Annotated in this window: 13 protein-coding genes; 10 read left to right on the top strand and 3 right to left on the bottom strand. The window is 46.7% G+C overall.

All coding sequences use genetic code 11. The features are described from left to right. Positions 1 to 103: 103 nt before the first annotated feature. Positions 104 to 682 (bottom strand): class D sortase, encoded by a 579-nt coding sequence (locus KNP98_RS15155; protein ID WP_088836287.1) that lies wholly within the window; start codon positions 680 to 682, stop codon positions 104 to 106. A 197-nt stretch (positions 683 to 879) separates the two neighbouring features. Between KNP98_RS15155 and KNP98_RS15150 the strand changes: the two genes are divergently transcribed. The 3 genes from KNP98_RS15150 (at position 880) to KNP98_RS15140 (ending at position 4,199) form a co-directional block, all read left to right on the top strand. Then, a complete protein-coding gene (locus KNP98_RS15150; protein ID WP_251135206.1) occupies positions 880 to 1,995 on the top strand; it encodes a CamS family sex pheromone protein in 1,116 nt (371 codons plus the stop codon). Positions 1,996 to 2,162: 167 nt separating this feature from the next. Then, positions 2,163 to 3,017: a MurR/RpiR family transcriptional regulator gene (locus KNP98_RS15145; protein WP_088836288.1), complete on the top strand. Its 855-nt coding sequence runs from the start codon at positions 2,163 to 2,165 to the stop codon at positions 3,015 to 3,017. A gap of 57 nt (positions 3,018 to 3,074) precedes the next feature. After that, positions 3,075 to 4,199: a M20 family metallopeptidase gene (locus KNP98_RS15140; protein WP_214812206.1), complete on the top strand. Its 1,125-nt coding sequence runs from the start codon at positions 3,075 to 3,077 to the stop codon at positions 4,197 to 4,199. A gap of 41 nt (positions 4,200 to 4,240) precedes the next feature. On the opposite strand, the gene KNP98_RS15135 is transcribed toward KNP98_RS15140, so the two are convergent. Next, complete coding sequence (locus KNP98_RS15135; protein WP_029332605.1) at positions 4,241 to 4,432, bottom strand: YwbE family protein; 192 nt, start codon at positions 4,430 to 4,432, stop codon at positions 4,241 to 4,243. Positions 4,433 to 4,629: 197 nt separating this feature from the next. On the opposite strand from KNP98_RS15135, the gene KNP98_RS15130 reads away from it, so the two are divergent. From KNP98_RS15130 to glsA, 3 genes are all read left to right on the top strand, one after another. After that, the gene (locus KNP98_RS15130) at positions 4,630 to 5,493 is read left to right on the top strand and encodes a DnaJ C-terminal domain-containing protein (RefSeq protein ID WP_088836289.1); all 864 of its coding nucleotides are present in this window, start codon (positions 4,630 to 4,632) and stop codon (positions 5,491 to 5,493) included. Positions 5,494 to 5,499: 6 nt separating this feature from the next. Next, positions 5,500 to 8,073, top strand: coding sequence for an ATP-dependent chaperone ClpB (gene clpB / locus KNP98_RS15125; protein ID WP_088836290.1), 2,574 nt, complete (start codon positions 5,500 to 5,502; stop codon positions 8,071 to 8,073). A gap of 194 nt (positions 8,074 to 8,267) precedes the next feature. Further along, complete coding sequence (glsA, locus tag KNP98_RS15120; protein WP_088836291.1) at positions 8,268 to 9,200, top strand: glutaminase A; 933 nt, start codon at positions 8,268 to 8,270, stop codon at positions 9,198 to 9,200. On the opposite strand, the gene KNP98_RS15115 is transcribed toward glsA, so the two are convergent. After that, positions 9,197 to 9,979, bottom strand: a complete 783-nt coding sequence (locus KNP98_RS15115; protein WP_214812190.1) for a CHAD domain-containing protein — start codon at positions 9,977 to 9,979, stop codon at positions 9,197 to 9,199. The two genes, glsA and KNP98_RS15115, sit on opposite strands and share 4 nt — an antisense overlap. A 97-nt stretch (positions 9,980 to 10,076) precedes the next feature. On the opposite strand from KNP98_RS15115, the gene KNP98_RS15110 reads away from it, so the two are divergent. The 4 genes from KNP98_RS15110 (at position 10,077) to nagB (ending at position 16,063) form a co-directional block, all read left to right on the top strand. After that, positions 10,077 to 11,432, top strand: coding sequence for an MATE family efflux transporter (locus tag KNP98_RS15110; protein WP_088836293.1), 1,356 nt, complete (start codon positions 10,077 to 10,079; stop codon positions 11,430 to 11,432). Next, positions 11,429 to 13,987: a bifunctional lysylphosphatidylglycerol flippase/synthetase MprF gene (gene mprF, locus KNP98_RS15105; RefSeq protein WP_214766745.1), complete on the top strand. Its 2,559-nt coding sequence runs from the start codon at positions 11,429 to 11,431 to the stop codon at positions 13,985 to 13,987. The genes KNP98_RS15110 and mprF overlap by 4 nt, the downstream gene beginning before the upstream one ends. A 165-nt stretch (positions 13,988 to 14,152) precedes the next feature. Then, complete coding sequence (gene nagA / locus KNP98_RS15100) at positions 14,153 to 15,292, top strand: N-acetylglucosamine-6-phosphate deacetylase (RefSeq protein WP_088836295.1); 1,140 nt, start codon at positions 14,153 to 14,155, stop codon at positions 15,290 to 15,292. A 15-nt stretch (positions 15,293 to 15,307) separates the two neighbouring features. Further along, positions 15,308 to 16,063, top strand: coding sequence for a glucosamine-6-phosphate deaminase (gene nagB / locus KNP98_RS15095; RefSeq protein WP_088836296.1), 756 nt, complete (start codon positions 15,308 to 15,310; stop codon positions 16,061 to 16,063). The last annotated feature ends 104 nt before the right edge of the window (positions 16,064 to 16,167 follow it).

The raw sequence follows: 16,167 nt of genomic DNA, 5'->3' as shown, positions 1-16,167 counted from the left end.
ATTCAGAGTAGGGTCTACGCCTTAAAAAAATCCGAGCGATTCTTCTTTTGAAAAGAATCACTCGGATTTTTGTTTGTGTTTGAAAGCAGATGAAGTGCTAGACTCAATCAAGTGTTTCTGTTTTAATCAACACACCTTGTTTGATTAAACGGTTTGTCGCGGTTTCCGGTGGATCACAAGTGATGAGTGTAATCATCGGTTGTTTGACGTTTTGATCGAGAACGGAGAGATCCGTCGGCTTGACGAGTTTTGAACTTTCCATGCGGTACGTATAACGATGGTCTTTTGTGGTGACGATGACATCGGCTTTTGTTTTCAGTTGCGGTAACTTGTTGAAATGAAGTCCTTTCGTAAAACTTCGGTGTCCTGCTAAAGCATAGTTTCCTTTTCCCGGGGCACCGGTTTCTTCGATGTGCCCGATACTGCGATCAAGAACATCGGTCGAAGCTCCTTCTAAGATGACTTGTTCGAAATCAAGTGAAGGGATTGTTAAGAGTCCGTCACCTTTTGTCGCCAGTGGTTTTGTCGTTTCTTTTGCATCAACCGTTTGTAAGCTTTTTTTCCATTGTTGCTTTAAATCAGTCGTTGTTGCTTGTTTTTGATAGGTACTCCAAATGGGCCAAAGCATGAATAAAATGCCTGCTGATAAGAGAAGGAACCCGATGACTTGTCGTTGTTTCATATAAGATTGTCCTTTCGCGCGATTAAAAGTCACGCAGTGCTTTTTGAAAAGTAGGGGAAAACTAGTGCTTCCCCGATTGAAAACGATTCTGTTATGATAAAGAGAACGATTTTAAAACATGGGGTGCAATGATGATGCGATATAGAAAAATGATAGCAGTGACATTGACGAGCACACTATTTTTAGGTGCTTGTTCGATGGATCTATCACAAGACAGCGATACGAAAGAAGTCATTACTGAGAGCGAACAAGGTAAAGAAGTCCAAGCAGTTGTCAGTCCGGCAATCGATACGACCGATTCGTACTATCGAACGGTACTTCCGTTTCGGCCAAGCGTCGCCCGCGGGATGACACAAAAGCGGGTCAGCTCACGGCTTGAACTGGATGAGATTGAGACCGGGCTGATGCGCCATTCAACACAGTTTTTTGACCCGGAAAAATACTATTACCAAGAAGGTCAACTGCTGGAAGCGGACCAAATCGCAACGTGGTTGCTTCGAACAGGAAAAGCAGATACGAGTGGGAGTGATCCAGAAGGATTAAACCCGGCGTACACGACTGGAAAATCATATAAAGAGAAAAATCAGAAGTCTCCTTTGATTTTATCGCACATCTTAGAACAAGACTACATGCTCGAAGAAGATAAAAAACTCGAACTGGGTGGGACATCGATTGCGTTAGTCTTAAATAGTGAGTACGTTTTCCAAGATGAAAACTATGGGCCGACATATACTGTGAAATTAGATGAGAAAAAAGTCATCGAGCAAGGCAAGAAAATGGCAAACGAACTCGTCCAAAAGATGCGGAAGACGGACGGGATGAAGACGACACCGATCCACGTCGCCCTCTATTTACAAGAGAAAGAGGGTTCACCGGTTTCAGGTCACTACCTTTCATCGGCCTTCATCGGTCGCGGGAACCAAATTAGTGCGAATGACTGGAAAAATTATGATGAGAAGTATTACTACTATCCTTCTTCAGCAGCAACGAATGACGTTCGTGATGACGCGGCGAAATTCGACTTGTTCAAGGACCGCCTCGAGGACTACTTCCCGAACTACACGGGGATGATGGGTGAAGGATTCTATCAAGAGGGTGAATTGAAGAAGCTTGAAATTAAAATCCCGGTTCAATTTTACGGAAAAGCAGAACTTGTCGCCTTCATCCAATACGTGACGTATCTGCTTGAAAACCGGTGGGAGTATAACCGGAATGTTCCGACGACGATTACCGTCACGAACTTAAACGGAGATACGGAAGCGATGTTATTCCTCGAACCCGATACGAAAAAACCAATCGTTAAAATTCGTTGATAAAGTTTTTCCTGTAAGCTGAAGGATCCATGCACATGGGTCCTTTTTATTATGATTAAATTTTGGAATACAATAATTGAATTGAAATTAAGTTTCATAAAATGTACACTAAATGTATAACATGAAAACGGATTCTAAAAGAACGTCAAGTCAAAGGAGCGGATTGAATGAAGGGTGGTATCTTTTCACAAATTGAAGCAGTACGCGAGGAGTTGCCGTCCTCGTCACGAAAAGTAGCTGATTTTGTTTTATCCCACGCAAACGAAATCGCCGGGATGACGATTCATCATTTGGCAGAAGAATCGAATACGAGTGCTGCAGCCGTCGTCCGATTTTGTCGTGCGCTTGGATTAAAGGGGTATCCGGAACTGCGGATGCGGATTTCTGCTGATACGGCACGAACGGATTTGACAGGATATCACGATATCGAAGAAAACGAACGTCCAGCAGATTTAATCGAAAAAACGCTTAGTAACAGTATGCAAGCCCTACAAGATACAGCCAAACAATTGAACGATGTCCGAATCGCAGAAGCGACAAAAGCGCTCGATCAAGCACGTGCTATCTATTTTTATGGAATCGGTGCTTCGAACGTCGTCGCACTTGATGCAGCTCAAAAGTGGACGCGCGTCGGGAAGTTAGCGATTCAAGAATCGGATCAGCATCTTTTAGCGACACTCCTTGCAAATGCGAGTCCGGATGATGTCTTCTTCGCGATTTCTTACAGCGGGGAAACAGAAGAAGTCGTCGAACTGATGCGACTGGCAAAAATTCGCGGTTTAAAAATGATTAGTCTAACCCGATTTGGTGATAACCGAATCAGTCAGCTGGCAGATATCGCATTGTGGACATCGCGTGCACCGGAAGCACCGCTTCGAAGTGCGGCACTCAGTTCGCGCTTGGCACAATTGTTTGCGATTGATGTGCTCTTCTTGTCTTATGCAGCAATTCACTATACGGATACGATTGAACGACTTCAGTACACACGTGAAAGTGTAAAGATGTTGCACGGAAAAAAATAAGGGGGCTACTTAGTGGATCAGTCGATAGCGAGCCGGATCGAACAGCTATTTCCGGAAATGGTTGAACGCCGACGATATTTACATCAACATCCTGAACTTTCTTTTCATGAGGTTGAGACACCGAATTATATCGCAAGTCGTCTCGAAGAACTTGGAATCGAAGTCCGACGAAATGTCGGAGGACGTGGTGTCGTCGGAACGATTCGAGGAGGAAAACCGGGGAAAACGGTCGCATTACGGGCAGATTTTGATGCGTTACCGATTCAAGATGAAAAAACGGTTGATTATCGTTCGACTGTTCCAGGAGTCATGCACGCGTGTGGTCATGATGGTCATACCGCGACATTACTCGCCGTTGCGGAAGTTCTCGCCAGTCAAAAAGAACAGCTGACGGGAAATGTCGTCTTGATTCACCAGCATGCAGAAGAAGTGGTACCGGGGGGAGCGCGTGAGATGATTGCTGACGGCTGTCTTGACGGAGTCGATGTCATCTTCGGAACGCACCTTTGGTCGACGACCCAGCTGGGGACGATCGGAACACGGGTCGGTCCCGTCATGGCAGCGGCGGATAAATTCGAGTTAACGTTGTTCGGCCGAGGCGGACACGGGGCAAAACCGCACGAAACGATTGATGCCGTACTACTCGGGGCGACCATCGTCAAAGAACTTCAAAGTATCGTCAGCCGTCGTCTCGATCCATTGCAGCAAGCCGTCTTGACGATCGGGACGCTTCATGCCGGGAATACGTTCAATGTCATTGCTGACCGGGCACAATTGACGGGGACCGTCCGGACGTTTGATGAGACGGTTGCTCAAAAAATCGTCTCGGAGATGGAGCGGACGATTAAAGGGATTTGTGATGCAGCGGGTGCGACGTATACGTTTCACTATGAAACAGGGTATCCGGCTGTCATCAATGACTTGGTTGAGACACGTTTTTTAGAAGCTGTCGCCCGCGACGTGATCGGGGATACAAGCGTATTTGAAATTGATCCGACAATGGGCGGGGAAGACTTTGCCTATTATTTAAAGGAAGTTCCGGGGACGTTCTTCTTTACCGGTGCAGGTGATGCATCACATTATCCGCATCATCATCCACGCTTTGACTTTGAAGAGCCGGCGATGGTCGACGCAGCGAAGATATTAGTCGAAGCGACATTACGTTATTTAGCGATACGGTAATCGAAAAAGGCGTTCCACGACGGGAACGCCTTTTTATCTACTTAAAGAATTTCCTGAACACGACCGACTTGACCATCTTCAAGGCGTACTTTAATGCCGTGCGGGTGGTTCGGTGATTTCGTCAATAAGTCTTTGACGATTCCTTCCGTCCGTTTCCCCGTACGCTGATCTTGTTTTAAGACGATGCTGACACGTAGTCCAGGCTTGACGTCTGCACGTTTTTTTCCATCCATTTTTTCATCGCTCCTTCGTGTGAATAACTATGGATATCAGTATAGCATGAGTCGGTTCATGAAACTTGTTTGAAGAAAAACCGTAAAGTGAAAAGATGAAGAGAAGCCGTGATGAAAAAGTTTGACTATATTTGACCAATTGACGATTCGATTTTATAATTAAGATACAGAGTTAATAAGTGAAGGAGTGAAGTGAGATGGCAAAAGATTATTACCGGACGCTTGGTGTCGAAAAGTCGGCAACGAATCAAGACATCAAACGAGCGTATCGGAAACTTGCGAAACAGTTTCACCCGGACGTCAATAAAGAGGCGAGTGCAGATCGCCGTTTTAAAGATATTCAGGAGGCTTTTGATGTCCTCGGGGATGAAGAAAAACGGACGCAGTATGATCGTTATGGAAGTGACTTTGAACGCATGGCTGGCGCGGGTCCGGGGCAATCAGCAGACTACGAGGACATCTTCCGTCAATACAATGGACGACAGTCTCGACCGACCGGTGGCGGTCAATCCTTTGGTTTTGAAGACATGTTCGGTTCGTTTTTTAACCAAGAAGAAGAATCGACGGATGAAGAACTTGAACTGACGGTACCACTCAGTCACCTCAGTACAAATGAAAAAGTAACGATTCGTCTAGCTTCAGGGACGATTCAGATGAGTCTTCCGAAAGACGTCTACGAAGGGAAGAAAGTTCGTTTACGCGGAAAAAGTTCGTTGCGTAACCGAAGTGGAGTGGCGGGTGACGTCTACGTGACGATTCATCTCAAAGATGACGACCGGTTCCGTCGACACGAACAGGATGTCATTTCAACGGTGCGTGTGTATCCGACGACGTTTGTCTTGGGTGGCGAAGTGATTGCCGATACGCTTGAAGGAAAACGTGTCAAGTTAAAGGTCAAGCCGGGGACGAAACCAGGTGCAAGACTACGCATTCCAAATCGTGGCTTAAGTAATCAAGACGGGCATCGGGGTGCTTTACTTGTTCAATTAGAAGTGAAGTTGCCTGAGATGGATGCAACGTTTTATGAAGAATGGGAAAATCAATTATCAGTAAAGGAGTAATGCGACATGGACTTTGAGAAATTAACGGATCGTGCTCATGAGGCAATCGTATCAGCGCAAGCGATTGCGAAACAACGTCGGCATAGTGAAATCACAGAGTGGCATTTATTACTCGCTTTAATCGCACAGGAAGAAGGAATCGCTCGGATCGTCTTTGAAAAACTCGATCAGCGGATGGATCAGATGGAACAAGCCATCAATCAAGCGATTGAAAAATTACCGGCGCTCGCGCAAGTCTCGACACCACGGATCAGTAGTTCTTTATTGAACGTGTTGACGGAAGCGGAAACAGAAGCCCGTTTGATGCAAGATGAGTATGTTTCGGTCGAACACCTCTTACTCGCACTCTCGAAACAAACGAGTCCTGCAACACAATATTTACGGGGGCAAGGTGTGACGGAAGAAACATTACGCGAAGCCATCATAGCGATGCGTGGTAATCGGAAAGTGACGACAAAAAATCCTGAAGCGACATTTGATGTCTTAAAAAAATATGGACGGGATCTTGTCGCTGATTTTCGGTCAGGGAAAACAGACCCCGTCATCGGTCGGGACGATGAAATCCGTCGCGTCATCCGGATACTCAGCCGAAAAACAAAAAACAATCCCGTTCTGATCGGTGAGCCCGGTGTCGGGAAGACGGCAATCGTGGAAGGGCTTGCCCAGCGCATCGTTCGTGGTGATGTACCGGAGAGCTTAAAAAACAAACAGTTGTTTAGCCTGGATATGAGTACGCTCGTTGCAGGTGCAAAATACAGGGGTGAATTTGAGGAACGTTTGCAAGCCGTCTTGAACGAGGTCAAGGAAGCAGAAGGGCAAATCCTTCTCTTCATCGATGAGCTGCATACGATTGTCGGAGCCGGAAAAACAGAAGGGGCGATGGACGCCGGTAACATGCTCAAACCGATGCTCGCCCGTGGTGAGTTGCACTGTATCGGAGCGACGACACTCGATGAATATCGGAAATATATTGAAAAAGATCCGGCACTCGAGCGCCGGTTCCAACAAGTCCTCGTCGCAGAACCGGACGTCGAAGATACGATTTCGATTTTGCGCGGATTAAAAGAACGGTTTGAAATTCACCATGGTGTCAGAATCCATGATAATGCCCTAGTCGCAGCGGCCATTCTCTCCGATCGCTATATTACGGATCGGTTCATGCCGGACAAAGCGATCGACTTAGTCGATGAAGCGTGCGCGATGATTCGGACGGATATGGAATCGATGCCAGCGGAACTTGATTCACTCGTTCGCCGCGTCATGCAACTTGAAATCGAAGAGGCAGCTCTTAAAAAAGAAACGGATGAGGCCTCGCGTAAACGCCTTGAGACGCTTCAACAAGAATTAAGTTCAGCGCGTGAAGATGAGAGTGCGCTTCGGACACGGTGGGAACATGAAAAAGAAAGTTCGCAAGGTGTCCAGCAGCTGCGGGCAGATCTCGAAAAAGCAAAACTTGCCTTACAAGAAGCAGAAGGCCGGTATGATTTAAATACGGCTTCTGAAATCAAATACGGACAGATTCCGGAACTCGAAAATCGGTTACATGTAGCAGAAGAATCAGCAGAACACGTCTCTCATGAGTTAGTCCGCGAAGCCGTAACAGACGAAGAAATTTCAGATATCGTTTCGAAATGGACGGGGATTCCGGTTACACGTCTTGCGCAAGGTGAACGGGAGAAGTTGCTCCATCTCGAAGATACGCTGCATACACGGGTCTTCGGTCAGGACGAAGCCGTCCGCCTTGTATCAGACGCCGTCATCCGGGCTCGGGCCGGAATCAAGGACCCGAACCGGCCGATCGGTTCGTTCCTCTTCCTCGGTCCGACCGGTGTCGGGAAAACCGAGCTTGCGAAAGCACTTGCGGCAGCGATGTTCGACAGTGAAGATCACATCATTCGGATTGACATGTCGGAATATATGGAGAAACACAATGTGTCCCGTCTCGTCGGTGCGCCTCCGGGTTATGTCGGATACGAAGAAGGCGGACAACTGACAGAAGCGGTCCGTCGCAGTCCGTACTCGGTTCTCTTATTTGATGAAATCGAGAAAGCACATGGCGATGTGTTCAATATCCTACTTCAACTGCTTGATGATGGCCGCTTGACGGACGCACAAGGACGTGTCGTTGACTTTAAAAACACGATTGTCATCATGACCTCGAATATTGGAGCGAACATTTTGTTAGAAGCAGCCAAAGATGGTTACATTGATCCAGCCGAAGAAGAAGCTGTCCGTCAAGAACTGAAAAATCATTTCCGGCCCGAATTCTTGAACCGGATTGATGACACGATTTTATTCCATCCATTGCACCGCGCAGAAATCGAGCGGATCATCGATAAAGCGGTCGCGAAGATGGCAGATCGTTTATCGGGTCGGGAAATTACGATTGATGTGACAGAAGCCGCCAAAACGTTAATCTTCGATGAAGCCTTCGAACCTCAGTACGGTGCCCGTCCAATCAATCGTTATATCCAGCGGACGATCGAGACAAAACTGGCCCGTGCACTGATCAGCGGGGAAATCCAGGATGGGTCGCACGTCGCGATCGACGCAGACGGTTCAGAACTCGTCATTCGTTGATGGAACGTCTGCTTGTTAAAAAATCTGAACGTCGTCGACATTCAAAGTATGAATCTCGATGATGTTCAGATTTTTTTGTTGTTTTTACAGTAACTTTTCCCGAGCTTTTTGCTTTCACAGACAAAACTACGTCTTGCCATATCTCGTTCTGACAAAGCATGATAAGCTATAAAAAAACAGGAAGAGGGAAGTACATGAACGTTACACAACAACAACTAGAAGAATTAATTGATGAATGCCGTCCTTATGCAGTACTCGGACAAGTTGCGAGTTATATTCCGGAGCTTGCGAAGTCAGAACCGACGCAACTTGGAATCGCAGTTTGCAATGCCGACGGGACATTTGTGTCTGCTGGTGAGGCGGACACTTTATTTACGTTACAAAGTGTCTCTAAAATTATCACACTTGCTTTTGTTCTCGAAACATTTGGTGAGGATTATGTCTTTTCAAAAGTTGGAATGGAGCCGACGGGGGATGCCTTCAACTCGATCGCGAAGCTTGAGGAGACGATTCCAACAAAACCGCTCAACCCGATGATCAATGCAGGAGCGCTTGCTGTGACGAGTATGTTACCTGGGGAAGATGCGGCAGATAAACTGCTCAAACTGCGCGAGTTCATCGCGAGTCTGCTCGACATCGAAGTCGAGATGGTCAAGTACGACGCGGAAGTCGCAAAATCCGAATTCGAAACGACGGATTTGAACCGGGCATTGCTGTACTTCATGCGCTATCACGGAGTCATTGAAGGAAACGTCGAAGAAATCATCGATGTCTACACAAAACAATGCGCAATCTTGACGAACTGTAAAGGACTCGCGATGATGGGTAAAATTTTAAGCCAGTCAGGAAAAACACCATCCGGCCATCAAGTCATCTCTCGTCGTAATGCGCGAATCATTCGTGCGATCATGACGACGTGCGGCATGTATGATGCTTCTGGTGAGTTTTCTGTTCAAGTCGGACTTCCCGGGAAAAGTGGTGTCTCGGGTGCCATCGTGGCCTGTGGACGTAGTGATTTCGATATGGCAGATCTCGGAATCGGTATTTTTGGACCGGCCCTCGATTTAAAAGGAAACTCAATCGCGGGCACGAAAATGCTCGAGCTGCTCGTCCAGCGTCACCCTTAATCGAGTGAAAATTCGTCCAGTGCCGTCACTAAGGCTTGTTCGAGTCGTGTAACTTCTTCTGCGCGTTTCAATTGGTATTCATCCGGTGGTGTAAATGCGCGCCACCGTTCGAGCCGGTTGTACGTATCATTGATTTGGCCAAGCTGGGTCTGAACGCGTTTTAGACGATCGACGGTCGACTTCGGAAGAGTGGTATAAGGACGCAAGTATTCTAATGTATAGCGGTAGTACTTTGTCGCAAGACGTAATTCGTGCATCTTTTGGATTCTTTTTTGTCCTTCTGTATGGTGCACTTTTTCGTATTTTTGTGCTTTTTTATCAAATTGTTTTTTTGCCGCGTGAATCAAATCGTTTTCATCCATCCGTTTTAATCGTTTTGTCAGCGGTCCTGCTAAGAAACGACGGACGGATTTATCGAGTTCACTTGAGATGAGCAGATGCATCGTTTCAAGTAGCGTTGCTCGTTTTCCTTGGAGTTGGAGCGCGAGGTGTTCGGCGAATAGTTGCTCGACGGGTGACGTGACAGATTGTTGTTCGAGTTGGACGTCTAAATCACGGACCTCGCCAAATGCGCGCATCAGTCGTCTCCAAATCAGATAAACAGGTTCATCCGTCTCACCGACAAGTGTAGCGAACGTAATCAACTTCCGAAGACGGATTCTTGCTTGGTGGATATCTTCCGGATTTTTAAATTGTTGGGCTTCTTTTGCATAGTGGTTGAATGTCGCCCACGTTTCAAGTAGTTCGAACGTTAAGTTTTCAGTATCGCGATGATTCATATGAATCCCTCCTCACAATTTTTACGTAGAACAAGCTAATAGACAGAAATAATGATTAAAATAGAGCCGTTTCTTAGCTCTGGAATGTGGTGAAGTCATGTTAGAAACGTTTACGTTGTCTGGAAAGATTCAACAATTCATGAAAATTTTCTTTCCAATCTTAGTGACGCAAGTCGCTTTTTATTTGATTAGCTTTTTTGACACGGTCATGGCTGGACGATACGGCTCAGCTGATTTAGCTGGTGTCGGTGTCGGAGCAAGTCTTTGGGCGCCTGTCTACACAGGTCTGACGGGTATTTTATTAGCCGTCGCGCCGCTCGTCTCGCAAGCAATGGGTGCAAGGAAGGAGCGTGAAGTCAAACGAATCGTCGTTCAGGCACTTTACGTTTCAGTACTCATCATCGTTGTCACATTAGTACTCGGTTTACTGTTCGTCAATCCGATTTTGAATCAGATGGAATTATCGGGTGAAGCAAGACGTGTCGCACGTGTCTATCTCATCATGCTCGGATTTGGTATCATTCCGATGTTTATCTTTTTTGTCCTTCGCACATTAGTCGATTCTCTCGGGAAGTCAAACATCACGATGGTATTATTATTATTCTCTTTACCCATTAATGTTGCTTTCAATTATCTCTTTATCTTCGGAAAGTTTGGTTTTCCGGAGTTGGGGGGTGTCGGGGCAGGGGTCGCGACGGCAATCACATATTGGTTATTGTGTATCGCCATTACCGGGATCGTTCTAAAAGGGGAACTGTTCCAGCGCCTCGGTATTTTACGGCGATTCTACAAACCGGATTTTACTCGGATTAAGGAACTGGTCTTTTTAGGGGCGCCGATTGGACTAGCAATTTTTTCCGAGGTCAGTATTTTCTCAGCCGTGACGTTGTTACTCGGTGCGTATGGGGATGTCGTAATCGGTGCGTATCAAGCTGCAATCAACTTTGCATCCTTCGTCTACATGCTCCCCCTGTCAGCTGCGTCAGCTTTGACGATCACTGTCGGGTACGAAGTTGGGGCGAAACGCGTCAAGGATGCCGTCCAGTACATTTGGATTGGGCTGTTATTATGTATTGCTGTCTCGCTCTTCTCCGGCGGACTCTTGTACTTACAAAATGAACGGGTCGCGGCACTCTATAGCAATGATCCGGAAGTAATCAATCTAGCCGCACATTTCATGATTCTCGCGATTTTCTTTCAGTTATCCGATGCGGTCGCAGCACCGACTCAAGGCGCGTTACGTGGTTTTAAAGATGTCAATGCCACATTCATTTTGACGATTTCGGCGTACTGGGTGATTGGCTTACCGCTCGGTTTTTATTTCGAACGGTTTACGACACTTGGACCGGACGGTTACTGGTGGGGACTCATTATTGGTCTTGCGGTCGGAGCAACGTTATTGCTCTTACGATTGGTCTATCTCGTCAAGAAGTCAAAGGAGGTTGTTGGATGAAGCTCAATAAACAACGAATCGTTACGATCGCGAAAATTATTTTACCGATTGCTTTAATTCTCTTTATCTTGTATCAAGGACAAAGTGAATTGAAAAATTTATCTTTAAATGAATCGATTCAAGCCATTCAGCAAATCCCATCATGGAAGTTCATTCTTTTAGTCGGTGCCGGTCTCCTTGCCGTCGCGACGATGTTCTTTTATGACGTCATCCTGTTACGTTCTTTGGAGGTCAAAGCGCCGCTCGGACTCGTCTTCCGGGCTTCGTGGATTGCGAATTCGTTTAACGGAATCATCGGATTTGGTGGTCTTGCCGGTATGGGGGTTCGGACGGCGCTTTATCGGCCTTTCGTTGAAGGAAGTCGTCTCCTGAAGGCAATCGGCTGGATGGCGCCGACGTTGATTAGTGGACTATCGATTTTATCTGCATTGTCTTTATTAAATATTTTCCCGGCGTTCGAAGTGCTCGATTTTAAAAAATGGCTTTGGCCCGTTATCATTGGTGTCGCACTTTTCTTCCCTTTATATCTCCTGTTTACGTTCAGACGCGGGGCGAGTAGCATTCGACCATCGTCGATCGTACTGTATTCACTCGTCTCGCTCGTAGAATGGTTCAGTGCCGGTGTCGTCGTCTATTTAATTTTACAGGCACTCGGAACGGACGTCAGTTTTGCGAAAGTCATCGGTGTATTCATCATCGCGGCGACGGCCGGATTGATTTCGATGGTTCCCGGGGGTTTTGGTTCGTTTGACTTGGTTTTTTTGATTGGTATGCAACGCGCTGGTGTAGCGGAAGGAAGCGTCTTGACGGGACTGTTGATTTACCGTCTCGTCTATTACATAGTGCCCTTTGTGATTGGGCTGGTGTTCTCAGCACGCGAATTTAGTGGACCTGTTGTCAAAATGATTGAAGATAAGCCGATCGTCGGACCATCCGTCGAAGTCGGTGGAGTCATTTGGCGCTTGCAACTGCGCTTTTTAAGTAAGGTCCGTCATTTTGCGTTAGCCTTGATCACGTTGCTCGCAGGTATTGCGATTTGGGGACTTGCGATTTTACCGCCGGTCTCGTCACAATACGATTTTCTAGAAGCCCGTTTACCGCATGAATTATTACTACTTGGGAACAGTTTCTTCTTGATGGGCGGGTTATTATTCGTCTTACTGGCACCCTCGTTATATCGACGGACGAAACGTTCGCTCTATATGGTATACGGGGCATCATTCTTCGCACTGATTGGGATGGCCTTACGAGGATTCAACTTAATCTCGCTTTTTGCGGTTCTCGTTGTGCTCATTTTGCTGACGGTTTCGGCAAAATCTTTCCACCGCGAGCGGACGCTGATTACGACGATGCGGTTAATGCGTGCATCGTTGGCCGGGATACTTTACCTCGGTGGATTTGTTTTCTTCGGGTATACGTTTTATACGTTAGGGTCTGCAGACGGAACGGAAGTGTATCCGTCTCATGAAATTTCGATGTTTGCAGCAAGTGCAACGATTTTTGCACTTGTTTACTTGTTAGTGTTCATTCGCCTGTTCAACACGTTTAACCATCCGGTCCTCGGAGAGGCTTTTGATGAAACGAAAGTCCGTCAGACGTTGACGGAAGAAGGCGGAAACTACTTGAGTCATTTGGCTTTTTTAGGGGATAAACGATTTTTCTTCTCAGAATCGGGTCGGGCATTTCTTCAATTCAGTCAGACAGGAAATCGGATTATTGTGTTGGGTGACCCGAGTGGGAACCCGGATGAACATTCGCAATTGATTGGTACGTTTTTACGACGCGTCGAGGATTTGGGCTACATTCCGAACATCTATCAGATTCAGGCGCAAAACATGTCCCTGTATCATGATTTTGGTTTTAACTTTTTTAAGTTAGGCGAAGAAGCAATTGTTGATATTACGACGTTTACGGTTTCCGGTAAGAAGCGAGCTGGACTGCGTTCCATTAAAAATCGTTTTGAACGAGAAGGCATGACGTTTGAAGTTGTAAAACCGCCATTTTCAAATGCCTTACTTACATCGTTACGTGACGTATCAGATGACTGGTTAGGGAACAAAGTAGAAAAAGGGTTTTCACTCGGATACTTTCAGTCAGACTATTTGAATCAAGCACCCGTTGGAATCATGCGTGACGCGGCAGGCGACTTGCTTGGCTTCATGACGTTCATGCCTGCTTATCAAGACGGTGTCTTATCAATCGATTTGATGCGCTTCCGTCCTGATGGACCGAATGGGATTATGGATGCGATGTTCATCCGTTTGTTTGAGTATGCAAAAGAAGCAGGCTATCATACGTTCAATATGGGAATGGCACCACTATCTGCTGTTGGAGAAGACGAAACGTCATTTTGGCAAGAACGTGTCGCGGCTGACGTCTTCAATAACATTCGTTACATGTATAGCTTTACAGGCCTAAGACGCTACAAAGAAAAATATGATCCAAAGTGGGAAGGACGTTACTTGGCGTATCGCAAACGTCAATCGTTGACGATTGCGATTTTAAAAGTGACACGTCTCATTTCTAAAAAGAAGGACCGTGTGTTATTGCCATGACGGTGAGGATTACGCGTTTATCAATCAGGGAAGATTCCAATGAATGTATGGAATCTTCTTTTTTAATCAAACAAATGTATAAAGGTCTATACAACTAGAAATAGAGGCGTTATACTAAACAGAGAGAAACGACTCTTGAGGCAAAGCAAGAAAGGAAGCGAAGATATGACTGTCATCATCAATGCGAACATCTATACGGGTCAGACCGTGATAGAGAAGGGATTCATTCGGTTTGAAGAGACGATCAGCGAGCTAGGCGATATGACGAAGTATGTACCAGTGGCGGAAGAAGGGGTACTTGATTTAGAAGGGAAGCAATTGATTCCAGGAATGATCGATGTTCATATTCATGGGGGATATGACGTCGATACGATGGACGCCGATAAAAAAGGCTTAATGCGTCTTAGTCAAGCGATGTTAGCGGAAGGTGTCACGTCCTTTTTTGCGACGACGATCACACAAGACTGGAGTCAAATTACGCGCGCACTCGAGGCGGCGCGGCAAGTGATGGAAACCGAGACAACGACGATTGAAGGCATTCATCTCGAGGGACCGTTTATTAATCCGGATTATGCGGGTGCCCAACCACTCGACTATATCGTTGAGCCGGACGTCGAACAATTTTTAAAGTGGCAGCAGGCAGCAGGTGGTCAGATTAAACTCGTCACCTATGCACCCGAACGACCGGGAGCGCGGGCATTTGAAGAAGCGGTCCGTCTGACGGGGGCAGTTCCGTCAGCCGGCCATACCGACGCAACATACGAGCAGAATGAGCAAGGGAACGTCGTCCACGGGACACACTTGTACAATCAGATGCGGGCACTGCATCATCGCGAGCCGGGAACAGTCGGATACTGTCTACTCAATCCAGCGGTTCGTGCGGAAATCATTCCGGACGGGATTCATAGTGCAAAAGAAATGGTTGATTTTGCGTACCGGATGAAAGGAGCAAGCCGGTTGACCGTCATCACGGACGCGATGCGGGCAAAAGGCTTACCAGAAGGTCAGTATGAGCTCGGTGGCCAAGCGGTCGACGTAAAAGATGGAGCAGCGCGACTAGCGAGCGGAAATTTAGCCGGAAGTGTCCTGACGATGGATCAAGCGCTCCGGAATATTATTGCCTTTACAGGGTGTTCCCTTGAAGAAGCGGTACGGATGACTTCAATCAATCAGGCAGAAGAATTTGGTCTGACGAAAAAAGGGGTGCTCGAGATTGGTAAAGATGCTGATTTCGTTGTGTTAGATGAATCATTATTTGTCGAGCGGACGATTCATCGTGGAGCAGTCCATACATTTAAAAAATGAAGGGAGTCTATTTTTATGAAATGGATGATTGTCGAAAAGGCTGAAGAATTGGCACAAGTCACGTATCAACTTCTCAAAAATGAAATTCAACGGCAAGAGGAGGGGTTGACGATTGGGCTGGCGACAGGGAGTTCGCCTGTCGGCGTCTATGAAGAGTGGTGTCAAGATACATTAGACTGTTCGCACGTGACGACGGTCAATCTTGATGAATATGTCGGACTTAGTCCGACGCATCCGCAAAGTTATCACACGTTCATGAAGGAACATCTGTTTAATGCAGTTGCCTTCAAGAAATCATATCTTCCATTCGGAGATACGGAAGATGCCCATGCAGAAAGTGAACGTTATGAACACCTGGTTCGTAAGCTTGGTGTCGATCTTCAATTGCTTGGAATCGGTTCGAACGGACATATTGCCTTCAACGAACCCGGCACCTCATTTGACGCGACGACTCACGTAACGAAGTTGACAGAATCGACGCGTGAAGCGAATCAGCGGTTCTTCGAAAAGTTAGAAGATGTTCCGTCACATGCAATCACGATGGGGCTCGGTACGATCATGGAAGCGAAAAAAATCTTGCTCGTAGCCTCTAGTGCCAGAAAAGCAGAAGCCGTGCGCGATATGATGGAAGGTCCGGCGACGCCCGATTGTCCGGCGACGATTCTACAACGTCATGCTGACGTGATGATTGTCCTGGACGAGGAAGCTGCCGCCTTATTGTCTGAAGAAGCGAAACGTACTGGACGCGCAGCCTATACGAATTTTATCTAAATTAGGCGAGAATACGCCCACTTCTAAACGATCAGGGTGAAGCCCTAGTGAAAGTGGGAGATGAATCGCCACCCTCTCTTTCAGGTATATCCGTTGTAAGGAGG

Source organism: Exiguobacterium sp. s127 (assembly GCF_018618695.1).
Taxonomy (GTDB): domain Bacteria; phylum Bacillota; class Bacilli; order Exiguobacteriales; family Exiguobacteriaceae; genus Exiguobacterium_A; species Exiguobacterium_A oxidotolerans.
Note: the sequence above shows the minus strand (reverse complement) of the source record. Positions and strands in the feature narration are given on the sequence as shown.